We start from the raw sequence: 26,512 nt of genomic DNA, 5'->3' as shown, positions 1-26,512 counted from the left end.
GCAACATTCATCACCTCAGACAAGTTCACCATGCTGCAAGATACCCTGTTGTTCGCCGCGCCCGGCAATCTGCCCGTCGCCCTCGTTGCCGCCCTGTTCGGCCTGATCGTCGGCAGCTTCCTGAATGTGGTGATCCACCGCGTGCCGAAAATGATGCAGCGCGAATCCGATAATTATGTGGCGGAAGAAAGCGGCTTGCCCTTGCCGCACACGGACCGCTACAACCTGATGCTGCCGCATTCGAACTGCACCGCTTGCGGCCACCGCATCACGGCCATGGAAAACATTCCCGTCATCAGCTATCTGCTGCTGCGCGGCAAATGCAGCGCCTGCAAGGCACCGATCTCCGTACGCTATCCGCTGGTCGAGCTGCTGACGGGCGCGCTGTCGGCCCTCCTGGTCTGGCACTTCGGCAGCGGCTGGACGGGCCTGGCAACGCTCGTGTTTGCCTGGCTGCTGATCGCCATGACCTTCATCGACGCCGATACGCAAATGCTGCCGGACGACCTCACCTTCCCCCTGCTGTGGGCGGGCTTGCTGATCAATATCAATGGCACTTTCGTACCCCTGCAGGACGCCGTCATCGGCGCTGCCGCCGGCTATCTGGCCCTGTGGGCCGTGTACTGGGCCTTCAAGCTGGCGACAGGCAAGGAGGGAATGGGCTATGGTGACTTCAAATTGCTGGCGGCGCTCGGTGCGTGGCTGGGCTGGACCATGCTGCCGACGATCATCCTGTTGTCGTCGCTGGTGGGCGCCGTGGTCGGCATCGGCCTGATCGTGTTTGCCAAGCGGGGGCGCGACAAACCGATTCCGTTCGGCCCCTACCTGGCGGCGGCAGGCCTGATCGCGCTGCTGTACGGCACGCCCCTGTCGCGCCTCACGCTGGGCCTGACCAGCTGACCCGCGCAACACTGCCCCTATGGAAAAACACATGCAACTTCATAACGCACCGTATTTCAGCGTGGGTCTCACCGGCGGCATCGGTTGCGGCAAGAGCACCGTGGCCGACCAGTTCGCCGCGCTGGGCGCCTCCATCGTCGACACGGACCAGATCGCGCACAGCCTGACGGCACCCAATGGCGCGGCCATGCCGGCCCTGGTGGCGGAATTTGGCCCCGACTACACCGATGCGCGCGGTGCCCTCGACCGCACAAAAATGCGCAACCTCGTATTCGCCGACGCCGCCGCCAAGGCAAAACTGGAAGCCATCCTGCACCCGCGCATCCGCCAGGCGACCCTGGTGGCCGCCGCCGAAGCGACGGGCAGCTATGTGATCTTTGCCGTTCCCCTGCTCGTCGAGTCCGGCGGATGGGTGGAACGCGTCAACCGGGTGCTCGTCATCGATTGCCTGGAAAGCCTGCAAGTGTCGCGCGTGATGGCGCGCAATGGCTTATCGGAAGAACAAGTCAAAGCCATCATGGCCACGCAGGCCACGCGCGCCATGCGCCTGGCGGCGGCGGACGATGTGATCGACAATAATGGCGATTTGGTCGCCCTGGCGCCGCAGATTGCCCAGTTGCACGATTTATATCTGGCATTTTCAAAAAGAATGGCCGGAATCGGGCCGCAACGTTTGTAATTTGTCGACGCTTGGTTCAAAATCACGGGATTGTTTGCAGGTCCTTACTTAAGGGAATTATTTTGATTGTCTACGAATACCCTTTCAACGAACGCATACGTACCTTGTTGCGGCTGGAAGACCTGTACGACAAATTCAAGTTCTTCATCCAGCAAGAGCATGCAATGCAACACCATGTTGCCTTGGCAACTATTTTCGATATGCTCGAAGTGGCTGGCCGCGCCGACCTGAAGTCCGACCTGCTGCAAGAACTCGAGCGCCAGCGCCAAAGCCTGCTCGGTTACCGCAGCAATCCAAATGTGGAACCGGAAACGCTCGATGCCATCCTTGGCGAACTCGACAGTGTCAGCGGCGCCCTGGTGGCGGCGCAAGGCAAGACGGGCCAGAATATCCGCGACAATGAATGGCTGATGAGCATCCGCGGCCGCACCATCATCCCCGGCGGCGCCTGCGAATTCGACTTGCCGTCCTACTTTGCCTGGCAAAAACGCAGCTCGGAACAGCGCTTGACCGATATCCACGCCTGGTTCGCCCCGCTCGCCCCGCTGTTCGACGCGCTGGCCCTCGTATTGCGCCTGCTGCGCGATTCCGGCGGACCCGTTAAACTGATCGCCAATGGCGGCAGCTACCAGCAAATGCTGCAAGGCAAGGTATACCAGATGCTGCGCCTGAGCCTGGACGAAAGCAGCGGCGCCATCCCAGAAATTTCCGCCAACAAATACATGCTGTGGGTACGCTTCACTACCCAGGGCGGCGACTTGAAGCCCAAGCCGCTGGAAGAAGATGTCCCATTCGAGCTCACGCTCTGTAATTTTTAACTGTTACTTATTTGCCCCATCATGACCGTCGTTAATTGCCCTACCTGTGCCGCCAAAGTCGAATGGACTGAAGCCAACAAATTCCGCCCCTTCTGCTCGGAACGCTGCAAGCAGATCGACTTGGGTGCCTGGGCCGAAGAGAAATACACGATCCCCGCCGCCGACCCGTTCGAAGATCCGCTGGCAGACGAAGACAACAAGCCGCAATAATTCTCAGCGAAACGGACTTTCCAGGCGCAGCCCCTGCGCCATGAAACTGTCGAGCCTGCCACTGACCACCGTCAAGCCATAGGCGATACCCATCGCCGCGATCTGCCCATCGACGCCATGCGCATGGCCCCGCTCACACAGGCGTGCGCACACGAGGGCGCAATCGAGGTCGAATTCCAGCAGCCGCGGCGCATAGTCCGCCAGCACGGCTTCCAGCCAACCTTCCAGCGCCAGTGCTTCCAGCGCCGCTTCGCGCCGCCAGCTGCGCTGTATGCCTGCGCGCAACTGCGCGATCACCTGTACCGGCACATAGCGCATTTCCGGCGCCACCCGTTCAAAAAAAGTGCGCACACCCTCCGGCGCAGCGCTGCCCTTGCGCGCCGCAACGATCACATCCGTGTCGAGCAGGTAGGCGGACATCGCACGTCAAGTGCGGCGCTCGAAATCCGCATCAAGCCCCACGTCGGGCATGCCGCGCAAAATATCGTCGAGCGGACGCTTCGGCAGCGGCCGCAAGGCGCTGCGCAGAATGTCGCGGTGCTCGTCTTCGATGCTGCGGCCATGCGCGCGCGCACGCTTGTGCAGGGCGGCAATCAGCAATTCATCGGTATCGGTAAAGGTCAGTGTCAGCGGCATGCGCAACTCCCAATGCTAGATGAAAGCACTGTAGCGCAAAGCGCGCGCGATACAAGGAAAGTCACAGGAAAGCTTGCGCCAGCACGCAGCATGGTGCTGCCCGCTGGCACAAGTGTCAATCAGGCAAGCGCCAGCGATTCCCGGCGTACCTCGTCGAGCCATTCCAGCAAGGGAATGGTGGCCGGCAGCAAGGGTTCCACGCCGACCGTGCCCTGCCAGGCAAACGCCTGCCCTTCCAGGCTTTGCGGCTCGCCCCGCCACTCGCGGCTGATATAGAAATGCAGGCGCACGTGGGCGTGCGGATACACATATTCGACGCCGCACCAGGCCTCGGCACTGTCGATATATAAACCCAGTTCCTCGACAAACTCGCGCTTCAAGGCGTCAAAAATGGCTTCGCCCGGCTCGACTTTGCCGCCAGGAAACTCCCAATAGCCGTCATACGGCTTGCCAGCCGGGCGCTGGCCCAGCAACACGTCGCCATTCGGTTTCATCAGAATGCCGACGGCGACATCCACCGGTGTCACTTTCATATCACTCATTGCGGCAACTTTCCCGCAGGTAGTTTCCCAGCATAATCGCGTGCGAATTGCCACGCCACCCGGCCCGAACGGGAACCGCGCTGCAAGGCCCAGCGCAGGGCGTCGCCGCGCGCCTGCGCGATCTGTTCCGGCGTGCAGCCGAACGAAGCGAGCCAGTGCGCTGCGATATCGAGGTAGTCATCCTGCTTGAACGGGTAGAACGACAGCCACAGGCCAAAGCGCTCGGACAGCGAGATTTTCTCTTCCACCGTCTCGCCCGGATGCAAATCGCCGTCATCGTCCGTCTTGTAGCTGCTGTTGTCGGACATGCGTTCCGGCATCAGGTGACGGCGGTTCGACGTGGCGTAGATCAGCACATTGTCCGATTGCGCGGCGATGCTGCCGTCGAGCGCCACTTTCAGCGCCTTGTAGCCGCTCTCGCCCTCTTCGAACGACAGGTCGTCGCAAAAGATGATGAAGCGCTCGGGGCGCGCTGCCACCAGGTCGACGATGTCGGGCAAGTCGGCAAGATCCGCCTTGTCCACTTCGATCAGGCGCAGGCCTTGATCGGCGAACTGGTTCAGGCATGCCTTGATCAGCGACGACTTGCCCGTGCCACGCGCGCCCGTCAGCAACACGTTGTTGGCGGGACGTCCGCTGACGAACTGGCGCGTATTTTGCTCGATCTGCGCCTTTTGCGTGCCGATATTGTGCAAGTCATCCAAGGCGATGGACGACACGTGGGCCACGGCCTGCAGATGGCTGGCCGCGCCCTGGCGCCGGCGCCAGCGGAAGGCAAAGCTGTTCCAGTCCGTCGCCGGCAAGGCCGGCGGCAAGATCGACTCGAGGCGCGCCAGTACCCGTTCGGCGCGGATCAGGAATTGATCGAGGCCGGTCATGAGCGGTAGTCGGCGTTGATCGACACGTAGTCATGCGACAAATCGCACGTCCACAGGGTAGCCGTGGCATCGCCGCGCGCCAGTTTCACGCGGATGGTGATTTCGCTTTGCTGCATCACGCGCTGGCCATCCTGTTCCTGGTAGTCCGGGTTGCGGCCGCCGTTCTTGGCCACCCACACGTCGTCCAGATACAGGTTCAATTGACCCACATCAAGGTCGTCCACGCCCGCGTAGCCGATGGCGGCCAGGATGCGGCCCAGGTTCGGGTCGGAGGCAAAGAACGCCGTTTTCACCAGCGGCGAATGGGCGATGGAATAGGCGATCTTGCGGCACTCTTCCACGTTGCGGCCGTCTTCCACGGTCACGGTCATGAATTTCGTCGCGCCTTCGCCGTCGCGCACGATGGCTTGCGCGAGAAAAGTAGACAGTTCGGTCACGGCAGCGGCCAGTTCCGCATAGTGCGGCGAATCGATGGAATCGATGACCAGGCTGCCGGCGCCCGTGGCTACCAGCATGAACGAGTCATTGGTGGAGGTGTCGCCGTCGATGGTGATGCAGTTGAACGATTTATCGGCCGCCTGCTTCACCAATTGGTCGAGCACCGGTTGCGCCACGGTGGCGTCAAACGCGAGGAAACCCAGCATCGTGGCCATGTTCGGCTTGATCATGCCGGCGCCCTTGCTGATGCCCGTCAGGGTCACCGTGTGGCCACCGATGGTGACCGTGCGCGAACCGGCTTTCGGCTGCGTGTCGGTGGTCATGATGGCTTCGGCGGCCGAGAACCAGTTGTCCGGCGTCAGTGCGGCCACGGCTTGCGGCAAGCCGGCGACCAGGCGCTGCACGGGCAAGGGTTCCAGGATCACGCCGGTGGAAAACGGCAGGATTTGCTGCGGCGTGCAGCCCAGCAGCTCGGCCAGCGCGGCGCAGCTGGCCTGCGCGTCGGCCAGGCCCGATTCGCCCGTGCCCGCATTCGCGTTGCCCGTATTGACCAGCAGCGCGCGGATCGGCGCGGCGCCGGCCGTCACGGCGGCCAGGTTGGCCTTCGAGATTTGCACGGGCGCGGCGCAGAAGCGGTTCAAGGTGAACACGCCGGCCACGGTGGCCGTCGGCGCCAGTTTCAATACCAGCAAATCCTTGCGGTTGGGTTTCTTGATGCCGGCTTCGGCAACACCGATTTCAATGCCGGCGACGGCTTTCAAGTCGGCGGCGACGGGCTTGGGGGAATTGACGGCCATGGTGATTTCTTCTGCGAGGGAAAAGGGAAGCGCTATTGTAGCGCCTTCGCGGCGCCGGTGAACATGCGGCAAGGGAATAGTCGCGCCGGCCAGGGCAGTCGCGAAGCGGGTCGGCAACATGACCAAGCTTGCGATTTATCAGAACGCCGCCGCCTGGCGGCGCTAAGGTATAGGAACAGACGATCACGCGTCTCGCACAAGCGCCCGGGGAGGGGATGTCATGGCGCATGAAAAATCCTACCGCATGCATCGCAGCGATTCAGGCTCGTCACGCCCGTTGCGCCTATGGTGTTTATGCTGCCTGTTTTGCCTGCTGGCCTCGTTGACGGCCTGTACGCTGCCAGGTGAACCGGCCGATCATGCCATCGGCCACGCCACCGATCTGGCATCCACAGCGCCGCCGGCCGCTGAAACGCCGCCAGCGGCAGAATTTCCACCCGCGACCGGGGTGGGACGGCCACCGCCAACCTTCCCATGGAGCAGCTCATGGTCAGGCATCGGCGGCCTGGTCGGCAACCTGGGCAACCTGGCCGGCAGCAGCGGCATGCTCACGGGCAGCAGCGGCATGGCCAAGCCTGGCAACGATCCACCGCCGGCCGGCGCCGTGCACGTCACCGTGTACTACGCCACCGACAGGCAATACCAGGCCAGCAGCCGCAGCTATGGCTGGCAGCCCAACCGCGCCGCGCCCCACCTGAGTTACGGCAGCGTCCTCGTCAGCATCCCTGAAAAAAGAGCGCCGGGCGAACTGCCGCTGCCGCCCTGGTACGACATCCTGTCCGGCGACGATGCGCAAAAATATGTGCTGATCAAGGGAACCACGCGCCTGTCGCACGCGGATTTCCTCGCCACCGTCAAGGCAAGCATTCAAGCCGCACCGGAACGCCGCGCCGCCTTCATCTATATCCACGGTTACAGCAATTCCTTTGACGACGCTGCCCGGCGCACGGCGCAGATGGCCGTCGACCTCGATATCGGCGCCCTGCCCGTGTTCTACAGCTGGCCATCGAAAGGCTCGATGGCCGGCTACGAATACGACCAGAATTCCGCCGAATGGACGCAGGCGCACCTGCAGGCGTTCCTGGCCGATTTCGCGGAGCACTCCTCGGCCACCGATATCTACCTCATCGCCCACAGCATGGGCAACCGTCCGATGACCGTGGCCCTGGCCAACCTGCTGGAAAAGCGCCCCGACCTGCTGCCCCTGTTCAAGCAGGTGGTGCTGGCGGCGCCGGACATCAATGCCGATGTCTTCCGCGACCAGATCGCCCCCCGCTTTGCCAGCCTCAAGCTCTCCGCCACCCTGTACGCGTCCGCGAACGACAAGGCCATCCGCGCTTCCTACAACTTTGCCGACTGGGACAGGATAGGCGACATCCGCGGCCCCGTCGTCGGCATTCCCGGCATGGAGCTCGTCGATGCCTCGGCCGTCATCATGAACTTCATGGGGCACGATTACTTCGCCAGCAACCGCGTCTTGCTGACCGATATCGCCACCATGATCAAGACGGGGCAACGGGCAAAAAACCGCGGCGGCTTGAAGGGCATTCCCTCGCAGGCGCCGCAATACTGGGCCTTTCCCTGAGCCGGGACCGGGCAAGGCATGCCGGGCATAAAAAAACGGAGACCGCGGTCTCCGTTCTTGTTCAGGCCATGCAGCGGGCTTTACGCCAGCTTGCCGTGGCAAGCCTTGTACTTCTTGCCGCTGCCGCAAGGGCATGGGTCGTTACGGCCCACTTTGACGCCCATGCTCACGCTCATGTCGTCGACGTTGTCCATGTTGCCGCCGGCCGAAGGAGCCAGCAGTTCTTCCGGCGCCGCGTTCGGGTCGAATTCGGCGTGCTGGTAGTGCACGTTTTCCACGTGCGACTGCTGCATCGCCTGTTCGGCCGCATCGACTTCTTCGCGCGACTGGATACGCACCGTCATCACGTGTTTCGTGACGTCGTTCTTGATCATGTCGAGCATCTGGCCAAACAGTTCAAACGCTTCGCGCTTGTATTCCTGTTTCGGATTCTTCTGCGCATAACCGCGCAGGTGAATACCTTGGCGCAGGTGATCGAGCGCCGCCAGGTGTTCACGCCAGTGGCTGTCCACGCTTTGCAGCATGACGTTGCGTTCGAAGCCGCCGAACGATTCCTTACCGACGATATCGATCTTCGACTGGTACACGGCGTCGGCCGCGGCCAGCACTTTTTCCAGGATCTCTTCGTCCGTCAGGGTCGAATCGGCTTCCAGCATTTCATGCAGCGGCAAGTCCAGCTGCCATTCGCTCGCCAGGGTATTTTCCAGGCCCTTGATATCCCACTGTTCTTCTACCGATTCATGCGGCACGTACTCGTGCACCAGGTCGGTGAACACGCCATGACGCAAGGAAGCGATCATGTCGGAAATATCGGTCGTTTCCAGCAGCTCGTTACGCTGCTGGTAGATCACCTTGCGCTGGTCGTTGGCGACGTCATCGTATTCCAGCAATTGCTTGCGGATATCGAAGTTGCGCGCTTCAACCTTGCGTTGGGCCGATTCGATCGAACGCGAGACGATGCCTGCCTCGATCGGTTCGCCTTCCGGCATTTTCAAACGGTCCATCACGGCGCGTACGCGGTCGCCGGCGAAGATGCGCAGCAGCGCGTCGTCGAGCGACAGGTAGAAGCGCGACGAACCCGGATCACCCTGGCGGCCGGCACGGCCACGCAGCTGATTGTCGACGCGGCGCGATTCGTGGCGTTCGGTGCCGATGATGTGCAAGCCGCCCGCATTGACCACGTGGTCGTGCAGGGATTGCCATTCATCGCGCAAGGTCTGCGACTGGGCTGCCTTGTCGGCGTCGCTCAGTTCAGGATTGGCTTCGATGAACTTGATCTGGTTCTCGACGTTACCGCCCAACACGATGTCCGTACCGCGACCGGCCATGTTGGTGGCGATGGTGATGGCTTTCGGACGGCCTGCCTGGGCGATGATTTCCGCTTCGCGCGCATGCTGTTTCGCGTTCAGCACGTTATGCGGCAAACCGGCCTTGGTCAGGATGCCCGACAGCAGTTCCGAGTTCTCGATCGAGGTGGTACCCACCAGCACGGGCTGGCCGCGCTCGTAGCAGTCGCGGATGTCGTTCAACATCGCGTTGTATTTTTCCGCCGACGATTTATAGACCTGATCCTGACGGTCCTTGCGCTGCAGCGGACGGTTTTGCGGAATCACAACCGTTTCCAAGCCGTAGATTTCCTGGAATTCGTACGCTTCCGTATCGGCCGTACCCGTCATGCCGGCCAGCTTGGCGTACATGCGGAAGTAGTTCTGGAAGGTGATCGAGGCCAGGGTCTGGTTCTCGTTCTGGATCTTGACGCCCTCTTTCGCTTCGACGGCCTGGTGCAAGCCATCGGACCAGCGGCGGCCCGTCATCAGACGGCCCGTGAATTCATCGACGATCACCACTTCATTGTTCTGCACCACATAGTGCTGATCCTTGAAGTACAGCGCATGCGCGCGCAGGGCCGCATACAGGTGATGCACGAGGGTGATGTTGGCCGAGTCGTACAGCGAGGCGCCTTCCGGCAGCAGGCCCATCTCCATCAGGATGCCTTCGGCCTTTTCGTGGCCGGCTTCCGTCAGCAGCACCTGGTGCGCTTTTTCATCCTTGGTGTAGTCGCCCGGCACTTCAACCTTGCCCTTGCCGTCCGGCGTTTCTTCGCCGATCTGCAAAGTCAGGCGCGCAGGCACTTCATTGATCTTGTGATACAGGTCCGTATGGTTCTCGGCCTGGCCCGAAATGATCAGCGGCGTACGCGCTTCATCGATCAGGATCGAGTCGACTTCATCGACGATGCCGAAGTTCAGGCTGCGCTGCACGCGCTCGCGCGCTTCGTAGACCATGTTGTCGCGCAGGAAGTCGAAACCGAATTCGTTATTCGTGCCATACGTGATGTCGGAGTTGTACGCCTGCTGCTTGGCGCTGTGCTCCATCTGCGACATGTTTACGCCAGTCGACAGGCCCAGCCATGCATACAGGCGGCCCATGGTTTCGGCATCGCGCTGCGCCAGGTAGTCATTGACGGTGACGATATGCACACCCTTGCCCGACAAGGCATTCAGGTAGGCTGGCAAGGTTGCCATCAGGGTCTTGCCCTCGCCCGTGCCCATCTCCGCGATCTTGCCGAAATGCAAGACCATGCCGCCGATCATCTGCACATCGAAATGGCGCATGCGCAGGACGCGCTTGCTGGCCTCGCGGCAGACGGCAAAGGCTTCCGGCAGCAAGGCATCGAGCGATTCGCCCGCGGCGATGCGTTCCTTGAAGGCAGGCGTCTTCGCTTGCAGCTCGGCATCCGACAGCTTTTCGATGGCCGGCTCGAGCGCATTGATCTCGCGTACCGTTTTTTGGTATTGCTTGAGCAGCCGCTGGTTGCGGCTACCGAAAATCTGGGTCAGTAATGACATGCTTGAATTCTTGAAAAAACGCCGTTAAAAAAAGCTCGGTAGGGAACAACGCGGTAGTAATCGCGTCACCGCACGGAGTTCGACTATGGCAAAAGACGATGATTTTATCATGCGTTCCCGACATGGTTGGGGTAATGCGCCATATAACAATAGCTTAATGACAAACAAATAGCAGAAATTGCGGACATTTTCCATACTGTAAGGCAATACGGTTCGCCCGCCTGCACCGCACCCGCCGCCGCACTCGTCACGCGGGGGCGAGTGTGCTATGTTTCGGCCATGCGAACTCCCACTTATTCTCCGGCACCGCGCCGCGGCTACGGCTTTGCCCGCTCCGGCCCGGCCGTCACGGGCGCAACCGATTTTCTGCGCGGCAATGCGACGATGGCTTCCCTGATGCCCACCGTCACGCGTCTGGCCGCCCTGCAAAAAGATTGCGCCAAGGCCTTGCCGGCCATGTTCGAGCATTGCGACATCCTGCAATTCGAGAGCGGCCAACTGGTGCTGGCCACGCCGAACGCGGCGCTGGCGGCCAAGCTCAAGCAGCAATTGCCAAAGTTACAAGGGGAACTGGAAAGAAAAGGCTGGCAGATTTCAGGCATCAAGCTGAAAGTGCAGGTCATCAAGAGCATCGCGCCCATCGTGCATACGCGGGCGCTGGTCTTGCCGGAAAAAGCCATGTCGGCCCTGGAAGAGCTGAGCACGGCCCTGCCAGCGTCGAAGCAGAACGAGCAGCTGATCGCGGCGCTGCGCAATATGGTGCGCCACCACCGCGAACCTAAGGATTAACTCAGGTCAAAGACCACTCGCGCTCCATTTGACGCAGGTACGATTGCGGCGCCGCCTCATTGGTATCGAAGGAAACGATTTCATACGATTCCGGCTGTTCCAGCAGCGCCAGCAGCAGCTGGTTGTTCAGCGCATGGCCTGACTTGTGCGCCGTGTAATACGCGAGCAAGGGGTGGCCCACCAGGTACAGGTCGCCGATGGCGTCGAGGATCTTGTGGCGCACGAACTCGTCTTCATAGCGCAAGCCATCGGCGTTGAGGATGCGGTACTCATCCATCACGATGGCGTTTTCCAGCGAACCGCCACGGGCCAGACCCATGCCGCGCAAGCTTTCCACGTCCTGCATGAAGCCAAACGTGCGCGCACGCGCCACGTCGTGCACATACGACACGTCGCCGAAATCGACGGAGGCGCGCTGCATCGTGCCATCGACGGCCGGGTGATTGAATTCGATAAAGAAATCGAGCTTGAAGCCGTCATACGGCGACAAGCGCGCCCATTTCTCCGCGTCGCCCTTGCCGTGACGCACTTCCACAGGCTTGATGACCTTGATAAATTTCTTTGGCGCTTGCTGCTCTTCCACGCCAGCCTGCTGCAGCAGGTAGACGAAGGACGAGGCGGAACCGTCCATGATGGGGATTTCTTCCGCATTCACGTCGATATACATATTGTCGACGCCCAGGCCGGCCGCAGCCGACATCAGGTGTTCCACTGTAGAAACCCTGGCGCCATCCTTGATCAGCACGGAAGCCATGCGCGTATCGCCCACGGCCATGGCGCTGGCGGGGAACTCGACGATGGGATCAAGGTCGATGCGGCGAAACACGATGCCCGTGTCGATCGCGGCAGGACGCAGAGTCAGCTCCACCTTGGTGCCAGAGTGCAAACCGACACCGATGGTGCGGACCTGTTGTTTGATGGTGCGTTGTTTTAACATCTGTCGATTATATCTATTTGCCGGATTTTCGTTGCGGCATGGCATGGCCCACGCCAGAAATACCACAACCGCTACTCACGGATGCTCGCTCTCGGCGTGGACAGCCTCCCTGCGCACGAGGTAAATGCCGCTGCCGATGATGATGGCCGCACCGATCAGGGTGTATTCGTCGGGCAAGGCGCGCCACAGCATCCAGTCCAGGGCCATGCCCCAGGCCAGGGCCGAGTATTCGAACGGCGCCACGCTGGACGCCTTGCCATGGCGAAACGCTTCCGTAATCGCAAGCTGCCCCAGGAAGCCACTCAGCGACAAGCCCGCCAGCAGCCACCAGTCTTCGCGGCGGATGCTCACCCACTCGTGCGCCGACAGGGCCACGCCGCCGAGGGCCATCATCACCATCAGCCAAAAGACCATGCTTTCGCTGGCGTCCGTGCGGCTGAGGATGCGGCCCGTGACGGCGGAAATGGCGTAACAGGCGGCCGAGCCCAGCACGGCCAGCCCGGCCACCGAAAAGAATCCCGAACCGTCGGGGCGCAACGCCACCAGCACGCCCAGCAAACCCACGGCGATAGCGCACCAGCGCGCAAAATCGACTTTTTCCTTCAGGATAAAAACCGACAGGACGGTGATCAGCAAGGGGGCGACGAAAAACAGCGCATACGTCTCGGCCAGCGACATGCGCTTCAGGCCGTAGGCAAACAGGGTGATCATCAACACGCCCAGGACGCCGCGCAACAGGTGCAGCGGCCAGCGCACCTTCAGCACGTTCTTGAAGGCGCCGCGGTACAGCAGGTACAGGCAGACGAGCGGCAACGACGACAGGGCGCGCAAGGCCGTCACCTGCATGGGCGGATAATGGGCGGACAACAGCTTCATGGCTGTGTCCATCAGGGAAAACATGGCGACGGCGACCAGCATCACATAGATGCTGCGCAGGTTGGGATTGTGGGGTAACAGGACAGACTCCTGGCGAAAGAGCGGGACCGTCATCATGGCGACGGCCGGAGCCAGGACAGCATGGTCTGGAAAGGCAGGGCCAGGCGGTCAGCCCGATTATAACAAGCGCGGCCGTTTTACCTTATGACACAGGCAACAGCATCACCAGTTTCAAGTCGTGCTGGCGCGCCAGGTGCAGGGTCACTTGATTGAACGCAAGCAGGCCCTGTTGCGCATGCCGGAACTGGCGCAGGCCGCCATCGCGGCCCTGCACCTGCTGCGCGCCCCACCACTGGCGAAATTCAGGGCTGGCATCGGCCAGTTCGGCGATCAGGCCAGCCAGCGGCGCCTGGTCCGCCTGCCGGCCGATATCGGCGCGAAACTCCGCCACCAGGCGCTGCGCCCGCTCGGGCCAGCCGACGACCAGATCGCGCGCACCAGGTTCCAGGAACATGAAGCGCAACTGGTTCGGCGCGTCCCCGTCGCCGTGCCGCCAGCCCGTAAACAGCGTGGACGCCGCCCCGTTCCACGCCACGGCATTCCATGCGCGGTCCAGGATATACGCGGGCGCGTCGATGGCGGCGACGATGGCGGCCAACTCGGCGGCGGCAGGTCCCCCGCCCTCGCCTGCGCCATGGCTGGGGTCATGCTTGTCTGCCACCTCGAACAGGTAGGCGCGCTCGGCCGCGCTCAGCTGCAGCACCTGCGCCAGGCGCGCCAGCATCTTGGCCGATGCCGACACGGGCCGCCCCTGCTCCAGCCACGTCAGCCAGGTGGGACTGACATCGCACAGCTGTGCCAGCTCTTCGCGCCGCAAGCCAGGCGTGCGCCGCCGTCCGCCGCCGGGCAAGCCGGCCATGGCGGGGGTGACGGTTTCGCGCCGGGCGCGGATGAATTCAGCAAGTTTGTTCGACATGACGGGGAAGCATGGTAGTAGATATACCAGTATAAGTTATGGTCTTGTTACAGGATAATTTTATCCCTATTCTGCAGGAACTCAGCCATCCACAGGAGAAAACCATGCAGCAGCACGATGTCGTTACCGAACAGTTTGGCAAGACGGCCAATGCCTACCTGAGCAGCGCCGTACACGCGCAAGGCGCCGACCTGGTGCTGATGCAGGAATGCGCGCGCCGCCACGGCAAGCCGGTGGTACTGGACCTGGGCTGCGGCGCCGGCCACGCCAGCTTCGCCGTCGCCCCCGTGGCGCAATCGGTGGTCGCCTATGACCTGGCGCAGCCCATGCTCGACGTGGTCGACTGCGCCAGGGTGCAGCGCGGCTTGCACAATATCAGCACGCAACAAGGCGACGTGGCCCGCCTGCCGTTTGCCGACGCCAGCTTCGACATGGTCGTCACGCGCTTTTCCGCGCACCACTGGAACGACGTGGCGGGAGCCCTGGCAGAAGCGTGGCGCGTGCTGCGCCCGAACGGCACCTTATTAGTGGTCGACATCGTCGCGCCCAAGACGGCCCTCTACGACAGCACCTTGCAGGCGGTGGAAATGCTGCGCGACGCGTCCCACGTACGCGACTACCGCAGCTGCGAATGGGGCGCCAAGTTTGACAACGCAGGTTTTACGCACAGCTTGCGCAGCGTGTGGAAACTGACCATGCAGTTCGACGAGTGGGTGGCCCGCATGCGCACGCCAAGCGAAAGAGTGGCGGCCATCCGCAACCTGTTCGATGGCGCGCCCGAGGAAGCGCGCCGGTATTTCGCACTGCAGGACGATTATTCGTTCAGCATCGATGCGGCCATGTTCGAGGCGAGCAAGCCGTCGGTACAATAAAAAAACGGCGCCGATGGCGCCGTTTTTACGTCAAAAAAGGACAAGTCCCTGAAAAATGTTCAGGGCAAGGCGCATTGCCGCAGGCAGTACGAGTAGTACGCCAAGGCAGTGCAACACCGCCATGGACTTTTTCTCAGGGACTTAAGCCAGTTGGCCCAGCAAGGTTTCCGCGTTCGACACTTCAAACTTGCCGCCTTGCTCGATGTTCAATTGCGTCACGACGCCATTGTCGACCAGCAGCGAGTAGCGCTGCGAGCGCGTGCCCATGCCGTGCTTGGAAAAATCGGCGTCCAGGCCCAGGGCCTTGCTGTAGGCGGCGTTGCCGTCAGCCATCATGCGCACGACGCCGGTAGCTTTCTGGTCGCGGCCCCAGGCGCCCATCACGAACGCGTCGTTGACGGAGATGCACCAGATTTCATCGACGCCCTTGGCTTTCAGGTCCGCGGCGTGCTTGACGTAGCCCGGCACGTGCTGTGCGGAGCAGGTCGGGGTGTAGGCGCCTGGCAGGCCGAAGATGGCGATCTTCTTGCCCTTGACCAGGTCTTGCACGTTGAACGTGTTCGGACCCAGTGCGCAGCCTTCGGTTTCGCTTTCGATGAATTCAGCCAGGGTGCCTTCTGGCAGGGTGTCGCCGATCTTGATGGTCATGTTGACTCCTTGTGTACTGTCGGTTGAGGATGCTGCCGGCATGATGCCGACACTGCGCGATAGTATGCCTGACTTGCCGTATTTGTGCAGAAAACGGCCGAAAAGGCAAAGTCAAAAGTCAAAAGCCGGCAAAAAAAAACGGCGGCCCTCAGGCCGCCGTCATCGTTACATGCATCACATCACCTTAGTCGGCCTGTTTGCGCAGGAAGGCTGGAATATCGTACGTCTCCATACCATTCTTTTCCATCGCGCGCACCTGCTCGGAAGCCGATTCGCGACGCCATACTGCCGGCGCCTTCATGCCGTCGAAACCGGCAGCCGGCGTAGCCACGCCAACTGTCGTCGTCGCCGCTTGCGCGCTACCCATGGCAGCCGATGGGGTCAACGGGCTGTTGTGCGTACCGGTGCGCAGCACTTGCTGCGGTACCAGCTGGATGTTTTTCTTCGCGCGGCCCAGGCCCGTGGCCACCACGGTAACGCGGATGTCGTCGCCCATGGCGTCGTCGTAGGCGATACCTTGCGCGATCGACGCATCCGGTGCGGCAAACGCGCGCACGGCGGCCATGACTTCCTTGATTTCTTTACCTTTCAAGCCACGGCTGGCCGTGACGTTGACCAACACGCCGCGCGCGCCGGACAGGTCGATGCCGTCCAACAGCGGCGAAGCGACAGCCTGTTCCGCGGCGATGCGTGCGCGGTCGACGCCGGAAGCCGTCGCCGTGCCCATCATGGCCTTGCCCTGCTCGCCCATGATGGTTTTCACGTCGTTGAAGTCGACGTTGATATGGCCTGGCACGTTGATGATCTCGGCAATGCCGGCCACCGCGTTGTTGAGCACATCATCGGCATGCTGCATCCATTCCAGCATGCTTTCGTCTTCGTAGATCTCTTCCAGTTTTTCGTTGAGGATGATGATCAGCGAATCGACGTGCAGGGACAGCTGCTCCAGGCCTTCGTCGGCGATGTCCATGCACTTCTGGCCTTCATACGAGAATGGCTTGGAAACCACGGCCACCGTCAGCGCGCCCAGTTCCTTGGCCACTTCAGCCACGATAGGAGCGGCGCCCGTGCCCGTACCGCCGCCCATGCCGGCAGCGATGAAGACCATGTGCGCGCCGCGCAGCGAATCGGCGATGCGCGTGCGCGATTCTTCCGCCAGCTGGCGGCCAACGGCAGGTTTCATGCCGGCGCCCAGACCGGTATCGCCGATCTGGATGATGTTGTGGGCCTTCGATGTCGACAGGGCCTGTGCGTCGGTGTTGGCGGCAATGAACTCCACACCCGACATGCCTTTGTTGATCATGTGTTGGACTGCATTGCCACCCGCACCGCCGACGCCGACGACCTTGATGACGGTACCTAAAGCTGTGTTATCGACCATATCGAACTCCATGATGTGCTCCTATCAGATGCGGTTTCCAAGCGCCAGGCCTCATATTGGTAGGAGAACTGGAGATTGAAAACTGCGGTTAAATATAAAATAAAGTTATGTGTGTACCTGCGATGCTGCCAAAAAACCTGACCTGCCGGGCGTAAATCAAGCCCTTAAAAATTCCCTAAAAACCATTCCTTCATGCGCTGCCAGACTGCCTTCACCGAGCCGTCCTGACGCGTCACGATGTGGCCGCGCAGGTATTGCTTCTTCGCTTCCAGCAGCAGGCCCAATACCGTGGCATAGCGCGGACTGCGCACCACGTCGGCCAGCTGGCCCCGATACTCGGGCGTGCCAAGGCGCGCCGGTTTCAGGAAAATGTCTTCCGCCATTTCCACCATGCCGGGCATGATGGAGGTGCCGCCCGTGAGCACGATGCCCGACGACAGCACGCCTTCGTAGCCGGATTCACGTACCACCTGGTGCACCATCGCGAACAGCTCTTCGACGCGTGGCTCGATCACTGCCGCCAGCGCCTGGCGCGACAGGTTGCGCGGGCCGCGGTCGCCCAGACCAGGCACTTCCAGCGATTCGCCGGGATCGGCCAGGACCTGCTTGGCCACGCCATAGCGGATCTTGATTTCTTCCGCTTCCGCGGTCGGGGTGCGCAAGGCCATGGCGATGTCGTTGGTGATCTGGTCGCCGGCGATGGGAATGACTGCCGTATGGCGGATCGCGCCATCGGAGAATACCGCCACATCGGTCGTGCCGCCGCCGATGTCGATCAGCACCACGCCCAGTTCCTTCTCGTCGGGCGTGAGCACCGCATCGGCGGACGCCATCGGCTGCAGGATCAGGTCCGACACTTCCAGGCCGCAGCGGCGCACGCACTTGACGATGTTCTGCACTGCCGACACGGCGCCGGTGACGATATGCACCTTCACCTCCAGGCGGATGCCGCTCATGCCGATAGGCTCGCGCACATCTTCCTGGCTGTCGACGATGAACTCCTGCGGCACCGTGTGCAGCAATTGCTGATCGGTCGGAATGTTAACCGCTTTTGCCGTCTCGATGACGCGCGCCACGTCGGTCGCCGTCACTTCCTTGTCCTTGATGGCCACCATGCCGCTGGAATTGAAGCTGCGGATATGGCTGCCCGCAATGCCCGCATACACATTACGGATCTTGCAGTCGGCCATCAGCTCGGCCTCTTCCAGCGCGCGCTGGATGGACTCCACCGTGGCCTCGATATTGACCACCACGCCCTTTTTCAGGCCCTTCGATTCGTGCTGGCCCAGCCCGATCACTTCGTGGCGCCCGTCGGACATCACTTCGGCTACCACCGCCACCACTTTCGAGGTGCCGATGTCGAGGCCGACGATCAGGTTTTTCGCGTCTTTTGTCATTTCTTTCGCCTAGTTTTTTGGGCTATTAATTGATTAATTGATTAATTGATTAATTGATTATTCGGTTAAGTCGGTTTTTTAATCGGACTGCCATTTTTCTTCTTGATTGCCGCTGCCGGCCTGCCATCCTTGCCTTCGGCCGGTATCACCAGGCCGGCGGAACTGAGCGCCAGGCCATTCTGGTAACGCATATCGATCGTGTCGATATTTTCCAGCCGGCTCGCCAGCTGCGGGTAAATGCCCACCAGCCGGTCAACCCGCGCCTTCAGTGTCGTATGATTCTGTTCGCGCCCCAGCGCCACGCTCATGCCGTTATCCAGTTTTACGGTCCACGCATAGCGGCTCGACAGCGACAGGGTTTCCGGCACCATCTTCAACGGCGCAAACCACTTTGCCAGCTGCACGTAGGTCGCCAGCACTTCCTTTTCGCTGCCATCGGGGCCGGCAAACGCAGGCAATTCATGGTCGTCTTCCGCCTCGGCCACATTCGCCGTAAACACGTCGCCCTTGACTGACAGCAAGCGCCCGTCCTCGCCCCAGGTACCCAGCGCCTCATGTTCTTCCAGCGCCACGATCAGCTGGTTCGGCCACTCGCGCCGTACGCTGGCACGGCGCACCCAGGGCACCGATTCGAACACGCCGCGCACGCTTTCCAGGTTGGTCGTGAAGAAATTACCCTTGATGCGGCCCAGCGTGCCACTGCGCAGGGTCAGGTAATTCACGTGGCGCAGGCCCTTGTCGTCCGCGCTTTCCACCTTGATCGTGCGCAGGTCGAACATGGGACGCTGCGACACCCACCAGACGCCGGCGGCCACGCACACGACCAGAACCGCGGCCAGCAAGCCGTTGGCAGTCGTATTGAGGCTTTTAGCGTCATGCCACATATCAGCGCTGTCCCTTGTGCATTTTCAGGCTTGCGCCGGCGACGATTTCCAGGCACAGGTCTTCATAGCTGGTGCCTTCCGCGCGCGCCGCCATCGGCACGAGCGAGTGCCCCGTCATGCCGGGCGAGGTATTTACCTCCAGCAGGAACAACGCGCTGTCTGCCGCGCGCATCAGGACATCGACCCGTCCCCAGCCTTCGCAGCCCAGGGCGCGGTAGGCGGCCAGGGCGATGCGTTCCATCTCTGCGATGATCGCGCCATCGAGCTGCGGCGGGCAGAAATACTGCGTGTCGTCCGTGAAGTACTTGTTCTGGTAGTCGTAATTGCCTTGCGGCGCGACGATTTCGATCGGCGGCAACGCGCGCGCCGTGGCGCCCTTGCCCAGGATCGCGACGGTGAATTCGCGGCCCTTGATGAATTCCTCGGCCAGTACCGAATCATCGAGGCCGGCGGCGATGTCGTAGGCGGCCTGGAAGGCCGACGCTTCGTTGACGGTCGTGATGCCGATGCTCGAGCCTTCATGCGGCGGCTTGACGATCAGCGGCAAGCCCAGTTCCGCGGTGACCTTGGCCAAGTCGGAACTGTCGTCCAGTACCGCGTACTTTGGCGTCGGCAGCTGGTGCATCAGCCAGATCATCTTGGTATAAACCTTGTCCATGCCCACCGAGCAGGCCATCACGCCGCTGCCCGTGTATGGAATGCCCAGTTGTTCCAGCGCGCCCTGCAGGCTGCCGTCTTCGCCGAAGCGGCCGTGCAGCGCGATGAAGACGCGGTCAAATTGCTCAGCGGCCAATTCGGCCAGGCTGCGTTCGCCCGTATCGAAGCCATGCGCATCCACGCCATGGCTTTTCAGGGCTGCCAGCACGCCCGCGCCGGACATCAGCGACACTTCGCGCTCGGCCGAACGGCCGCCGAACAGGACGCCGACCTTGCCCAATTGTTTAACGTCGATAGCTGAAGCTTGGTTCACGTCAGGCCTTTACAGTGTGAGATTGATACGTTGTCAGTTGTTGCGGGATGCCGCTGATCGAGCCGGCTCCCATGGTCAGCACGACGTCGCCGTCGCGCGCCACGCTCATGATGGTGTCGGCCATGTCTTTCATGGATTCGACGAAAATCGGTTCGATTTTGCCGCGCGCGCGCAGCGCATGCGCCAGGGCGCGGCCGTCGGCGGCGACGATAGGCGCTTCGCCCGCCGCATACACTTCGGACAGCAGCAGCACGTCGGGTGCGCCCAGCACCTTCACGAAATCCTCGAACAGGTCACGCGTACGGCTGTAGCGGTGCGGCTGGAACGCCAGCACCAGGCGACGGCCCGGATAGGCGGCGCGCGCGGCGGCCAGCGTCACTTCCGTTTCCACCGGATGGTGGCCGAAATCGTCGACCAGCGCAAAGGTGCCGCCGTTCGGCAGCGCCACGTCGCCATAGCGCGTGAAGCGCCGGCCCACGCCGGAAAACTCGGCCAGGCCCTGCTGCGTGGCGCTGTCGGCGATGCCAATTTCGCGCGCGATGGCAATCGCCGAGCAGGCATTCTGCACATTGTGCATGCCGGGCTGGTTCAGCACCACGTCCAGGTCCGGGTAACCTTCCTGCAGCACGGTGAAATGCATTTCCAGGCCCACGGCGCGCGCGTTGATGGCGCGCACTTGCGCGTCTTCCGCGAAACCGTAGGTGGTGACGGGCTTGGTGACGGACGGGATGATGGCGCGCACGTGCGGATCGTCGATGCACAGCATGGCGCGGCCATAGAACGGCAAGCGGTGCGTGAACTGCACGAAGGCTTGCTTGAGCTTTTCGAAATCGTGCTCGTAGGTGTCCATGTGATCGGCGTCGATATTCGTGATCACTTCGATCATCGGCGTGAGATTCAGGAACGAGGCGTCCGATTCATCGGCTTCGGCCACTAGGTAGTCGCCCGAACCCAGCTTGGCGTTCGCGCCTGCGCTGGTCAGGCGGCCGCCGATGACGAAGGTCGGATCGAGACCGCCCTGCGCCAGCACGGAAGCGACCAGGCTGGTCGTCGTCGTCTTGCCATGCGTGCCGGCGATGGCGATACCGCGTTTCAGGCGCATCAACTCGCCGAGCATCACGGCGCGCGGCACCAGCGGAATCTTGCGCGCACGCGCAGCCGCCACTTCCGGATTGTCTTGCGGGACGGCGCCCGACGTCACCACCGCATCGGCGTCGCCGATATTTTCTGCGGCGTGACCGAGCATGACGGTCGCGCCCAGGCTCGCTAGGCGCTGCGTCGCCGCATTGCTGCCCAGGTCGGAGCCCGACACCTTGTAGCCCAGGTTGACCAGCACTTCGGCGATGCCGCTCATGCCGCTGCCGCCAATGCCGACAAAGTGGATATTGTTTACTTTATGCTTCACAGAGCTAACCTCATGCCAGTTTTTCCAATACGTGTGCGATCGCCTCATTGGCGTCGCGCTTGCCTGCTGCCAGTGCCGCTTGCGCCATCTGCTGGCAGCTGTCGCGGCTCAGCGACGCCAGCAGTGCGCTCAGCGACGCGGCACTCATTTCCGTTTGCGGCAGATGAATCGCCGCGCCTTGCTGCGCCATCCATTGCGCGTTGTCGCGCTGGTGGCTGGTGGTCGACGCCACCAGCGGCACGAGCACGCTGGCCACGCCGGCCGCCGTCAATTCCGACAGGGTGATGGCGCCAGCGCGGCAAATCACCAGGTCGGCCTCGGTATACGCTTTGGCCATGTCGTCGATGAAATCGACCACATTGGCTTGCACGCCCGCCTGCGCATACGCGGCATGCAGGGCGTCGATATTCTTCTTGCCCGACTGGTGCGTGACCAGCGGACGCTCGCCTTCCGGCATCAGCGCCAGCGCGGCAGGCAAGCTGTCGTTCAGCGCCTTCGCACCCAGGCTGCCACCTACCACGAGGATGCGCAATGGGCCGCTGCGGCCCGCAAAGCGCGGCGCCGGCGGCTCCATGGCGAGGATTTCCGCGCGCACGGGATTGCCCGTCACGACGGCCTTGCCGGCGGCGCTGCCGAAATCGGCGGGAAAGCCGAAGCACACTTGCTGCGCCAGCGGCACCAGGGTCTTGTTCGACAACAGCAGCGCCGCGTCGGCATTGACCAGCACTAACGGCACGCCTTTCAGGCGCGCCATCAGGCCACCCGGCACGGTGACGTAGCCGCCCATGCCCATCACCACGTCAGGCTTGCGGCTGGCGATGAAACGGCGGATGGCAAAGAAGCTGGCCAGCATCTTGAAGCCGCCTTGAATGGTATGCGCCAGGCCCTTGCCGCGCATGCCGGAAAATGCGATGGCATCCATGGGAATGCCGCTCTTCGGCACCAGCTCCTGCTCCATGCCGTGGGTCGTGCCCAGCCAGCTCACTTCCCAGCCGCGCGCGCGCATCGTCTGCGCAATCGCCAGGCCAGGGAAAATATGGCCGCCGGTACCGGCCGCCATGATCATCAGTCTTTTCGTCGTTTTCAAGTTCGTCGCGTTGTTCATAGCCGGCCTCCCCGCATGAGGATCCGGTTTTCGTAATCGATGCGCAGCAAAATCGCCAGGCCGATACAGTTAATCAGTACGCCCGTGCCGCCATAACTCATCAAGGGCAAGGTCAGGCCCTTGGTCGGCAGCAGGCCCAGGTTAACGCCCATGTTGATGAAGGTCTGCACGCCGATCCAGATGGCGATGCCTTTCGCCGTCAGTCCCGCGAAGGTTTGGTCGATGGCGATCGCCTGGCGGCCGATGTCGAACGCCCGCTTGATAATCCAGTAAAACATGCCGATCACGACCAGCACGCCCACCAGGCCCAGCTCCTCGCCGATCACGGCCAGCAAAAAGTCCGTGTGGGCTTCGGGCAGGTAATGCAGTTTTTCCACGCTGCCGCCCAATCCCACGCCAAACAGTTCGCCGCGCCCGAAGGCGATCAGCGAGTGTGTCAACTGGTAAGCCTTGTTCAGGGCATTGTCTTCCTGCCACGGGTCGAGATACGCAAAAAACCGCTCACGGCGGAATTTCGACAGAGCGATGATGGTGACAAAGATCGCCGTCAGCATGGCGCCTATGCCGCCGAACCAGATGGCGTTGACACCACCCAGGAACAGGATACCCATGGCGATGCAGACGATCACACCGAAGGCGCCCAGATCGGGCTCCATCAGCAGCAGCAGGCCGACGAAGCTGACGGCCAGCGCCATCGGCATGAAGCCCTTGGTCAGCTTGTGCATGTATTCCTGCTTGCGCACCGTGTAATCGGCCGCATACAGCACCATCACCACCTTCATCAGCTCGGACGGCTGCGGCCGCAGGCCCGGCAGGTTCAGCCAGCGGCGGCCGCCGTTGACCGACACGCCCAGACCAGGTATCAGCACCATCACCAGCAGCACCAGGGTGGCGATGAACAGCCACGGCGCCATCTTTTGCCAGGTCGCGACGGGGATGCGGAACACCATCGCGCCGACGATGATCGACACGCCGATGAACAGCGCCTGGCGCACGACAAAATAATTGTTCGTGTAGGCGGCAAACTTGCGCGCATCCGACAGCGAGATCGACGCCGAATACACCATCACCATGCCCAGCAACATGAGCAGCAGGACGACCCATACCAGCGGCTTGTCATAGTCCATCATCTTCGATTGCCGCGCGCGGCTATCCAGCGGCTTGGCAGCCGAGCCGGAACCAAAGCTGAAGGGCAGTTGGAAAGCCATCAGATATCCTGTCCGTTTTCCAGCGCGATGTCGCGCACGGCGTCGACAAACACCTGCGCGCGGTGCGCATAGTTCTTGAACATGTCCAGGCTGGCGCACGCGGGCGACAGCAGCACGGCATCGCCAGCCAGCGCCAGGCTGCTGGCGCGCTTGACGGCTTCCGGCAAGGTGGCGCAGTCGACGATGTCCACGCCGGCCGGCTCGAGGGCCGCGCGCAAGGCCGGTGCATCGCGTCCGATCAGCACCACGGAGCGCACGTAGCGCGATACAGGTTCGGCCAGCGGCGAGAAATCCTGTCCCTTGCCATCGCCACCGGCGATCAGCACCAGACGCTGTTCCGCGCCGCCAAACGCCTTGCCCAGGCCGAACAGGGCCGCCACGGTCGCGCCCACATTCGTACCCTTGCTGTCGTCGTAGTACTCGACTTCATTGACCGCCGTGATCAGCTCCACCCGATGCGGCTCGCCCTGGTATTCGCGCAAACCATGCAGCAGCGGCGCGAATGGCAGGCCGATGGCGCGACACAGGGCCAGCGCCGCCAGCGCATTCGAGGCATTGTGCTGGCCGCGGATTTTCAGCGCGTCGGCCGGCATCAGCTTTTTCGCCATCGTCGGCACCGGTTCCGGCGCCGGATCGTTCTTCTTGCGTTTTTTCTCGATCACTTCTTCGCTGGGTACGGCTTGCGCCAGCCAGAAGATGCCCCGTTCATTGACCAGGCCAAAGCTGTCGACTTCCGCCGGTTCGCCCGTGCCGAAGGTGATGGTTTCGACCAACGGGTCGGCCATGTGCATCACGGCCGCATCGTCGCGGTTCAATATGCGCACGGTCAGGTCGCCGAAGATGCGCGCCTTGTCTGCGGCGTAGGCGGCCATGTCGCCATGCCAGTCCAGATGGTCCTGTGACAAATTCAAGACCGTGGCCGCATCGGCCTGCAGGCTGAACGTCGTGTGCAACTGGAAGCTGGATAATTCCAGGATCCACGCTTGCGGCAAAGTGCTGGCGGCGGGTTCCGTCACGTCAGCTTCCGCATCCACCGGCTGCGGCGCAGGCTCGGCATCGAGCACTTCGCGCAGCACGTCCAGCGCGGCCGGGCTGATATTGCCGGCCACGCGCGTGGCAAGGCCGGCGCGTTCGCACAGCAAGCCTACCAGGCTGGTGACGGTCGTCTTGCCATTCGTTCCCGTGATGGCGATGACTTTCGGCGCATAGCCGCGTTCTGCCTTCAAGGCGGCCAGCGCCTGCGCGAACAGTTCGATTTCGCCCCACACGGGGATGTTTTTCTCAGTAGCGGCCGGCGCAATCTGCGCCAGTTCGCGGCCCGGCGCGAGGCCTGGGCTGACGGTGACAAAGTCCACGCCGTCAAGCAAGTCGGCCGTGAAGGCGCCGGCGATGAACTGCGCCTGCGGCACGGCGGCCCGCAACGCGGCAAGGCGCTCCGGGGCCTCCCTTGTGTCGGCCACGCGCACGGTCGCACCACTGCGGGCCAGCCACAGGGCCATGGCCAGGCCTGACTCCCCGAGGCCCAGTACCAGTGCGGTTTTAGCGTCGTACATCATCAGCGCAGCTTCAAGGTGGTCAGGCCGAGCAGCACCAGCATCATGGTGATGATCCAGAAACGCACGACAACCTGCGTCTCCTTCCAGCCTTTTTGTTCAAAATGGTGATGCAATGGCGCCATCAGGAAGACGCGGCGGCCAACGCCAAAGCGCTTCTTGGTGTACTTGAACCAGACGACCTGGATGATCACGGACAGCGTTTCAACCACGAAGATGCCGCCCATGATGAACAGGACGATTTCCTGGCGCACGATGACGGCGATGGTACCCAGTGCGCCGCCCAGTGCCAGCGCGCCCACGTCGCCCATGAATACTTTCGCGGGGTGGGTGTTATACCAAAGGAAGGCCAGGCCGGAACCGGCCAGCGCGCCGCAGAAGATCACCAGTTCGCCGGCGCCCGGGATGTGCGGGATGAACAGGTAGCGCGCATACGTGGCATTACCCGTCAGGTAGGCGAACAGCCCCAGGGCCGTGCCCACCATCACGGTCGGCATGATGGCCAGGCCGTCAAGTCCATCGGTGAAATTGACGGCGTTGCTGGTGCCGACGATGACGCAATACGTCAGCGCGATGAAGCCCCACACACCCAGCGGATAGCTGATGGTCTTGAAGAACGGGACGATCAGATCGGCCTTCGGCGGCAAGTCCATGGCGAAGCCCGACTGCACCCAGGCGTAGATCAGATTCCACACCTGGCCGGCATTGGGCTCGGAGATGGAGACGGAAAACGCCAGGTAAAACGCGGCGGCGATGCCGATCAGCGACTGCCAGAAGTATTTTTCGCGCGAGCGCATGCCTTCCGGATCCTGGTGCACCACCTTGCGGTAGTCGTCGGCCCAGCCGACGGCGCCAAAGCCCAAGGTGACGATCAACACGGGCCAGATGAAACGGTTCGACAGGTCGGCCCACAGCAAGGTGGAAATGCCGATGGCGATAAGGATCAGCACACCGCCCATGGTGGGGGTGCCGTGTTTTTTCAGATGCGTTTGCGGGCCATCCGTACGCACGGCCTGGCCAACCTTCATGCGCGTGAGCATGCGGATCACGGCAGGACCGGCGCACAGGCCGATCAAGATCGCCGTCAGGGTGGCGAAGACGGCGCGGAACGTGATGAAGTTAAAGACCCGCAATGGGCCAATGTCGTCCTGGAAATAATGAGCGAGCCAGAGCAGCATG

The 26,512-nt window shown here is 62.1% G+C and carries 26 protein-coding genes; 7 read left to right on the top strand and 19 right to left on the bottom strand.

Annotation, left to right across the window (positions count from 1 at the left end):
- Positions 1-30 precede the first annotated feature (30 nt).
- From O3300_RS27185 to yacG, 4 genes are all read left to right on the top strand, one after another.
- Positions 31-900 (top strand): A24 family peptidase, encoded by an 870-nt coding sequence (locus O3300_RS27185; RefSeq protein ID WP_289900359.1) that lies wholly within the window; start codon positions 31-33, stop codon positions 898-900.
- 31 nt (positions 901-931) lie between these two features.
- Positions 932-1,579, top strand: coding sequence for a dephospho-CoA kinase (gene coaE, locus O3300_RS27180; protein ID WP_099665417.1), 648 nt, complete (start codon positions 932-934; stop codon positions 1,577-1,579).
- A gap of 62 nt (positions 1,580-1,641) precedes the next feature.
- Positions 1,642-2,397: a cell division protein ZapD gene (gene zapD, locus O3300_RS27175; RefSeq protein WP_077399896.1), complete on the top strand. Its 756-nt coding sequence runs from the start codon at positions 1,642-1,644 to the stop codon at positions 2,395-2,397.
- Between the two features lie 18 nt (positions 2,398-2,415).
- Positions 2,416-2,607: a DNA gyrase inhibitor YacG gene (gene yacG, locus O3300_RS27170; RefSeq protein ID WP_034748814.1), complete on the top strand. Its 192-nt coding sequence runs from the start codon at positions 2,416-2,418 to the stop codon at positions 2,605-2,607.
- A 3-nt stretch (positions 2,608-2,610) separates the two neighbouring features.
- On the opposite strand, the gene O3300_RS27165 is transcribed toward yacG, so the two are convergent.
- The 5 genes from O3300_RS27165 to argJ all read right to left on the bottom strand — a co-directional run bounded on the left by O3300_RS27165 (position 2,611) and on the right by argJ (position 5,898).
- The gene (locus O3300_RS27165) at positions 2,611-3,027 is read right to left on the bottom strand and encodes a PIN domain-containing protein (RefSeq protein WP_305054627.1); all 417 of its coding nucleotides are present in this window, start codon (positions 3,025-3,027) and stop codon (positions 2,611-2,613) included.
- Positions 3,028-3,033: 6 nt separating this feature from the next.
- Positions 3,034-3,243 (bottom strand): DNA-binding protein, encoded by a 210-nt coding sequence (locus O3300_RS27160; protein WP_251351086.1) that lies wholly within the window; start codon positions 3,241-3,243, stop codon positions 3,034-3,036.
- A 119-nt stretch (positions 3,244-3,362) separates the two neighbouring features.
- Positions 3,363-3,785, bottom strand: a complete 423-nt coding sequence (locus O3300_RS27155) for an NUDIX domain-containing protein (protein WP_251351085.1) — start codon at positions 3,783-3,785, stop codon at positions 3,363-3,365.
- Entirely contained in the window at positions 3,782-4,663 is an 882-nt protein-coding gene (locus tag O3300_RS27150; protein ID WP_289906890.1) for an ATP-binding protein, read from the bottom strand. The genes O3300_RS27155 and O3300_RS27150 overlap by 4 nt, the downstream gene beginning before the upstream one ends.
- Positions 4,660-5,898: a bifunctional glutamate N-acetyltransferase/amino-acid acetyltransferase ArgJ gene (gene argJ, locus O3300_RS27145; RefSeq protein ID WP_305054626.1), complete on the bottom strand. Its 1,239-nt coding sequence runs from the start codon at positions 5,896-5,898 to the stop codon at positions 4,660-4,662. Before argJ ends, O3300_RS27150 begins: the two co-directional genes overlap by 4 nt.
- A gap of 220 nt (positions 5,899-6,118) precedes the next feature.
- On the opposite strand from argJ, the gene O3300_RS27140 reads away from it, so the two are divergent.
- Positions 6,119-7,483 (top strand): alpha/beta hydrolase, encoded by a 1,365-nt coding sequence (locus tag O3300_RS27140; protein ID WP_305054625.1) that lies wholly within the window; start codon positions 6,119-6,121, stop codon positions 7,481-7,483.
- An 80-nt stretch (positions 7,484-7,563) separates the two neighbouring features.
- Here the strand turns inward: O3300_RS27140 and secA are convergent, their stop codons facing one another.
- A complete protein-coding gene (gene secA / locus O3300_RS27135) occupies positions 7,564-10,332 on the bottom strand; it encodes a preprotein translocase subunit SecA (RefSeq protein WP_099665423.1) in 2,769 nt (922 codons plus the stop codon).
- A 279-nt stretch (positions 10,333-10,611) separates the two neighbouring features.
- Between secA and O3300_RS27130 the strand changes: the two genes are divergently transcribed.
- Positions 10,612-11,121 carry a DciA family protein gene (locus O3300_RS27130; protein WP_099665424.1) on the top strand — a complete coding sequence of 170 codons (510 nt, stop codon included), beginning with the start codon at positions 10,612-10,614 and terminating at the stop codon, positions 11,119-11,121.
- Position 11,122: 1 nt separating this feature from the next.
- Here O3300_RS27130 and lpxC read toward each other — a convergent pair whose 3' ends face one another.
- The 3 genes from lpxC to O3300_RS27115 all read right to left on the bottom strand — a co-directional run bounded on the left by lpxC (position 11,123) and on the right by O3300_RS27115 (position 13,910).
- The gene (gene lpxC / locus O3300_RS27125) at positions 11,123-12,058 is read right to left on the bottom strand and encodes a UDP-3-O-acyl-N-acetylglucosamine deacetylase (RefSeq protein WP_077399869.1); all 936 of its coding nucleotides are present in this window, start codon (positions 12,056-12,058) and stop codon (positions 11,123-11,125) included.
- Positions 12,059-12,133: 75 nt separating this feature from the next.
- Complete coding sequence (locus tag O3300_RS27120) at positions 12,134-12,976, bottom strand: DMT family transporter (protein WP_099668227.1); 843 nt, start codon at positions 12,974-12,976, stop codon at positions 12,134-12,136.
- A 160-nt stretch (positions 12,977-13,136) separates the two neighbouring features.
- The gene (locus O3300_RS27115; protein WP_305054624.1) at positions 13,137-13,910 is read right to left on the bottom strand and encodes a helix-turn-helix transcriptional regulator; all 774 of its coding nucleotides are present in this window, start codon (positions 13,908-13,910) and stop codon (positions 13,137-13,139) included.
- Between the two features lie 104 nt (positions 13,911-14,014).
- On the opposite strand from O3300_RS27115, the gene O3300_RS27110 reads away from it, so the two are divergent.
- A complete protein-coding gene (locus tag O3300_RS27110; protein WP_289919562.1) occupies positions 14,015-14,782 on the top strand; it encodes a class I SAM-dependent methyltransferase in 768 nt (255 codons plus the stop codon).
- Between the two features lie 141 nt (positions 14,783-14,923).
- Here the strand turns inward: O3300_RS27110 and O3300_RS27105 are convergent, their stop codons facing one another.
- The 10 genes from O3300_RS27105 to mraY all read right to left on the bottom strand — a co-directional run bounded on the left by O3300_RS27105 (position 14,924) and on the right by mraY (position 26,511).
- The gene (locus O3300_RS27105) at positions 14,924-15,430 is read right to left on the bottom strand and encodes a peroxiredoxin (RefSeq protein ID WP_034784976.1); all 507 of its coding nucleotides are present in this window, start codon (positions 15,428-15,430) and stop codon (positions 14,924-14,926) included.
- Between the two features lie 184 nt (positions 15,431-15,614).
- On the bottom strand, positions 15,615-16,823 hold the full coding sequence (gene ftsZ, locus O3300_RS27100) for a cell division protein FtsZ (RefSeq protein WP_034748865.1): 1,209 nt from the start codon (positions 16,821-16,823) through the stop codon (positions 15,615-15,617).
- Positions 16,824-16,975: 152 nt separating this feature from the next.
- On the bottom strand, positions 16,976-18,208 hold the full coding sequence (gene ftsA / locus O3300_RS27095) for a cell division protein FtsA (protein ID WP_010394955.1): 1,233 nt from the start codon (positions 18,206-18,208) through the stop codon (positions 16,976-16,978).
- A gap of 65 nt (positions 18,209-18,273) precedes the next feature.
- Entirely contained in the window at positions 18,274-19,092 is an 819-nt protein-coding gene (locus O3300_RS27090) for a cell division protein FtsQ/DivIB (RefSeq protein WP_099665427.1), read from the bottom strand.
- 1 nt (position 19,093) lies between these two features.
- On the bottom strand, positions 19,094-20,062 hold the full coding sequence (locus O3300_RS27085) for a D-alanine--D-alanine ligase (RefSeq protein ID WP_305054623.1): 969 nt from the start codon (positions 20,060-20,062) through the stop codon (positions 19,094-19,096).
- Position 20,063: 1 nt separating this feature from the next.
- A complete protein-coding gene (gene murC / locus O3300_RS27080; protein WP_305054622.1) occupies positions 20,064-21,467 on the bottom strand; it encodes a UDP-N-acetylmuramate--L-alanine ligase in 1,404 nt (467 codons plus the stop codon).
- Between the two features lie 10 nt (positions 21,468-21,477).
- Positions 21,478-22,572: an undecaprenyldiphospho-muramoylpentapeptide beta-N-acetylglucosaminyltransferase gene (gene murG / locus O3300_RS27075; RefSeq protein ID WP_289900366.1), complete on the bottom strand. Its 1,095-nt coding sequence runs from the start codon at positions 22,570-22,572 to the stop codon at positions 21,478-21,480.
- Positions 22,569-23,780, bottom strand: a complete 1,212-nt coding sequence (ftsW, locus tag O3300_RS27070; protein WP_305054621.1) for a putative lipid II flippase FtsW — start codon at positions 23,778-23,780, stop codon at positions 22,569-22,571. Before ftsW ends, murG begins: the two co-directional genes overlap by 4 nt.
- A complete protein-coding gene (murD, locus tag O3300_RS27065) occupies positions 23,780-25,336 on the bottom strand; it encodes a UDP-N-acetylmuramoyl-L-alanine--D-glutamate ligase (RefSeq protein WP_305054620.1) in 1,557 nt (518 codons plus the stop codon). The genes ftsW and murD overlap by 1 nt, the downstream gene beginning before the upstream one ends.
- Positions 25,336-26,511 carry a phospho-N-acetylmuramoyl-pentapeptide-transferase gene (mraY, locus tag O3300_RS27060; RefSeq protein WP_077399841.1) on the bottom strand — a complete coding sequence of 392 codons (1,176 nt, stop codon included), beginning with the start codon at positions 26,509-26,511 and terminating at the stop codon, positions 25,336-25,338. Before mraY ends, murD begins: the two co-directional genes overlap by 1 nt.
- Position 26,512: the final 1 nt, after the last annotated feature.

The organism is Janthinobacterium sp. SUN206, assembly GCF_030587305.1.
In the GTDB taxonomy this organism is placed as follows: domain Bacteria; phylum Pseudomonadota; class Gammaproteobacteria; order Burkholderiales; family Burkholderiaceae_D; genus Janthinobacterium; species Janthinobacterium kumbetense.
The sequence above is the reverse complement of the archived record's forward strand: the minus strand, read 5'-3'. Positions and strand labels throughout refer to the sequence as shown.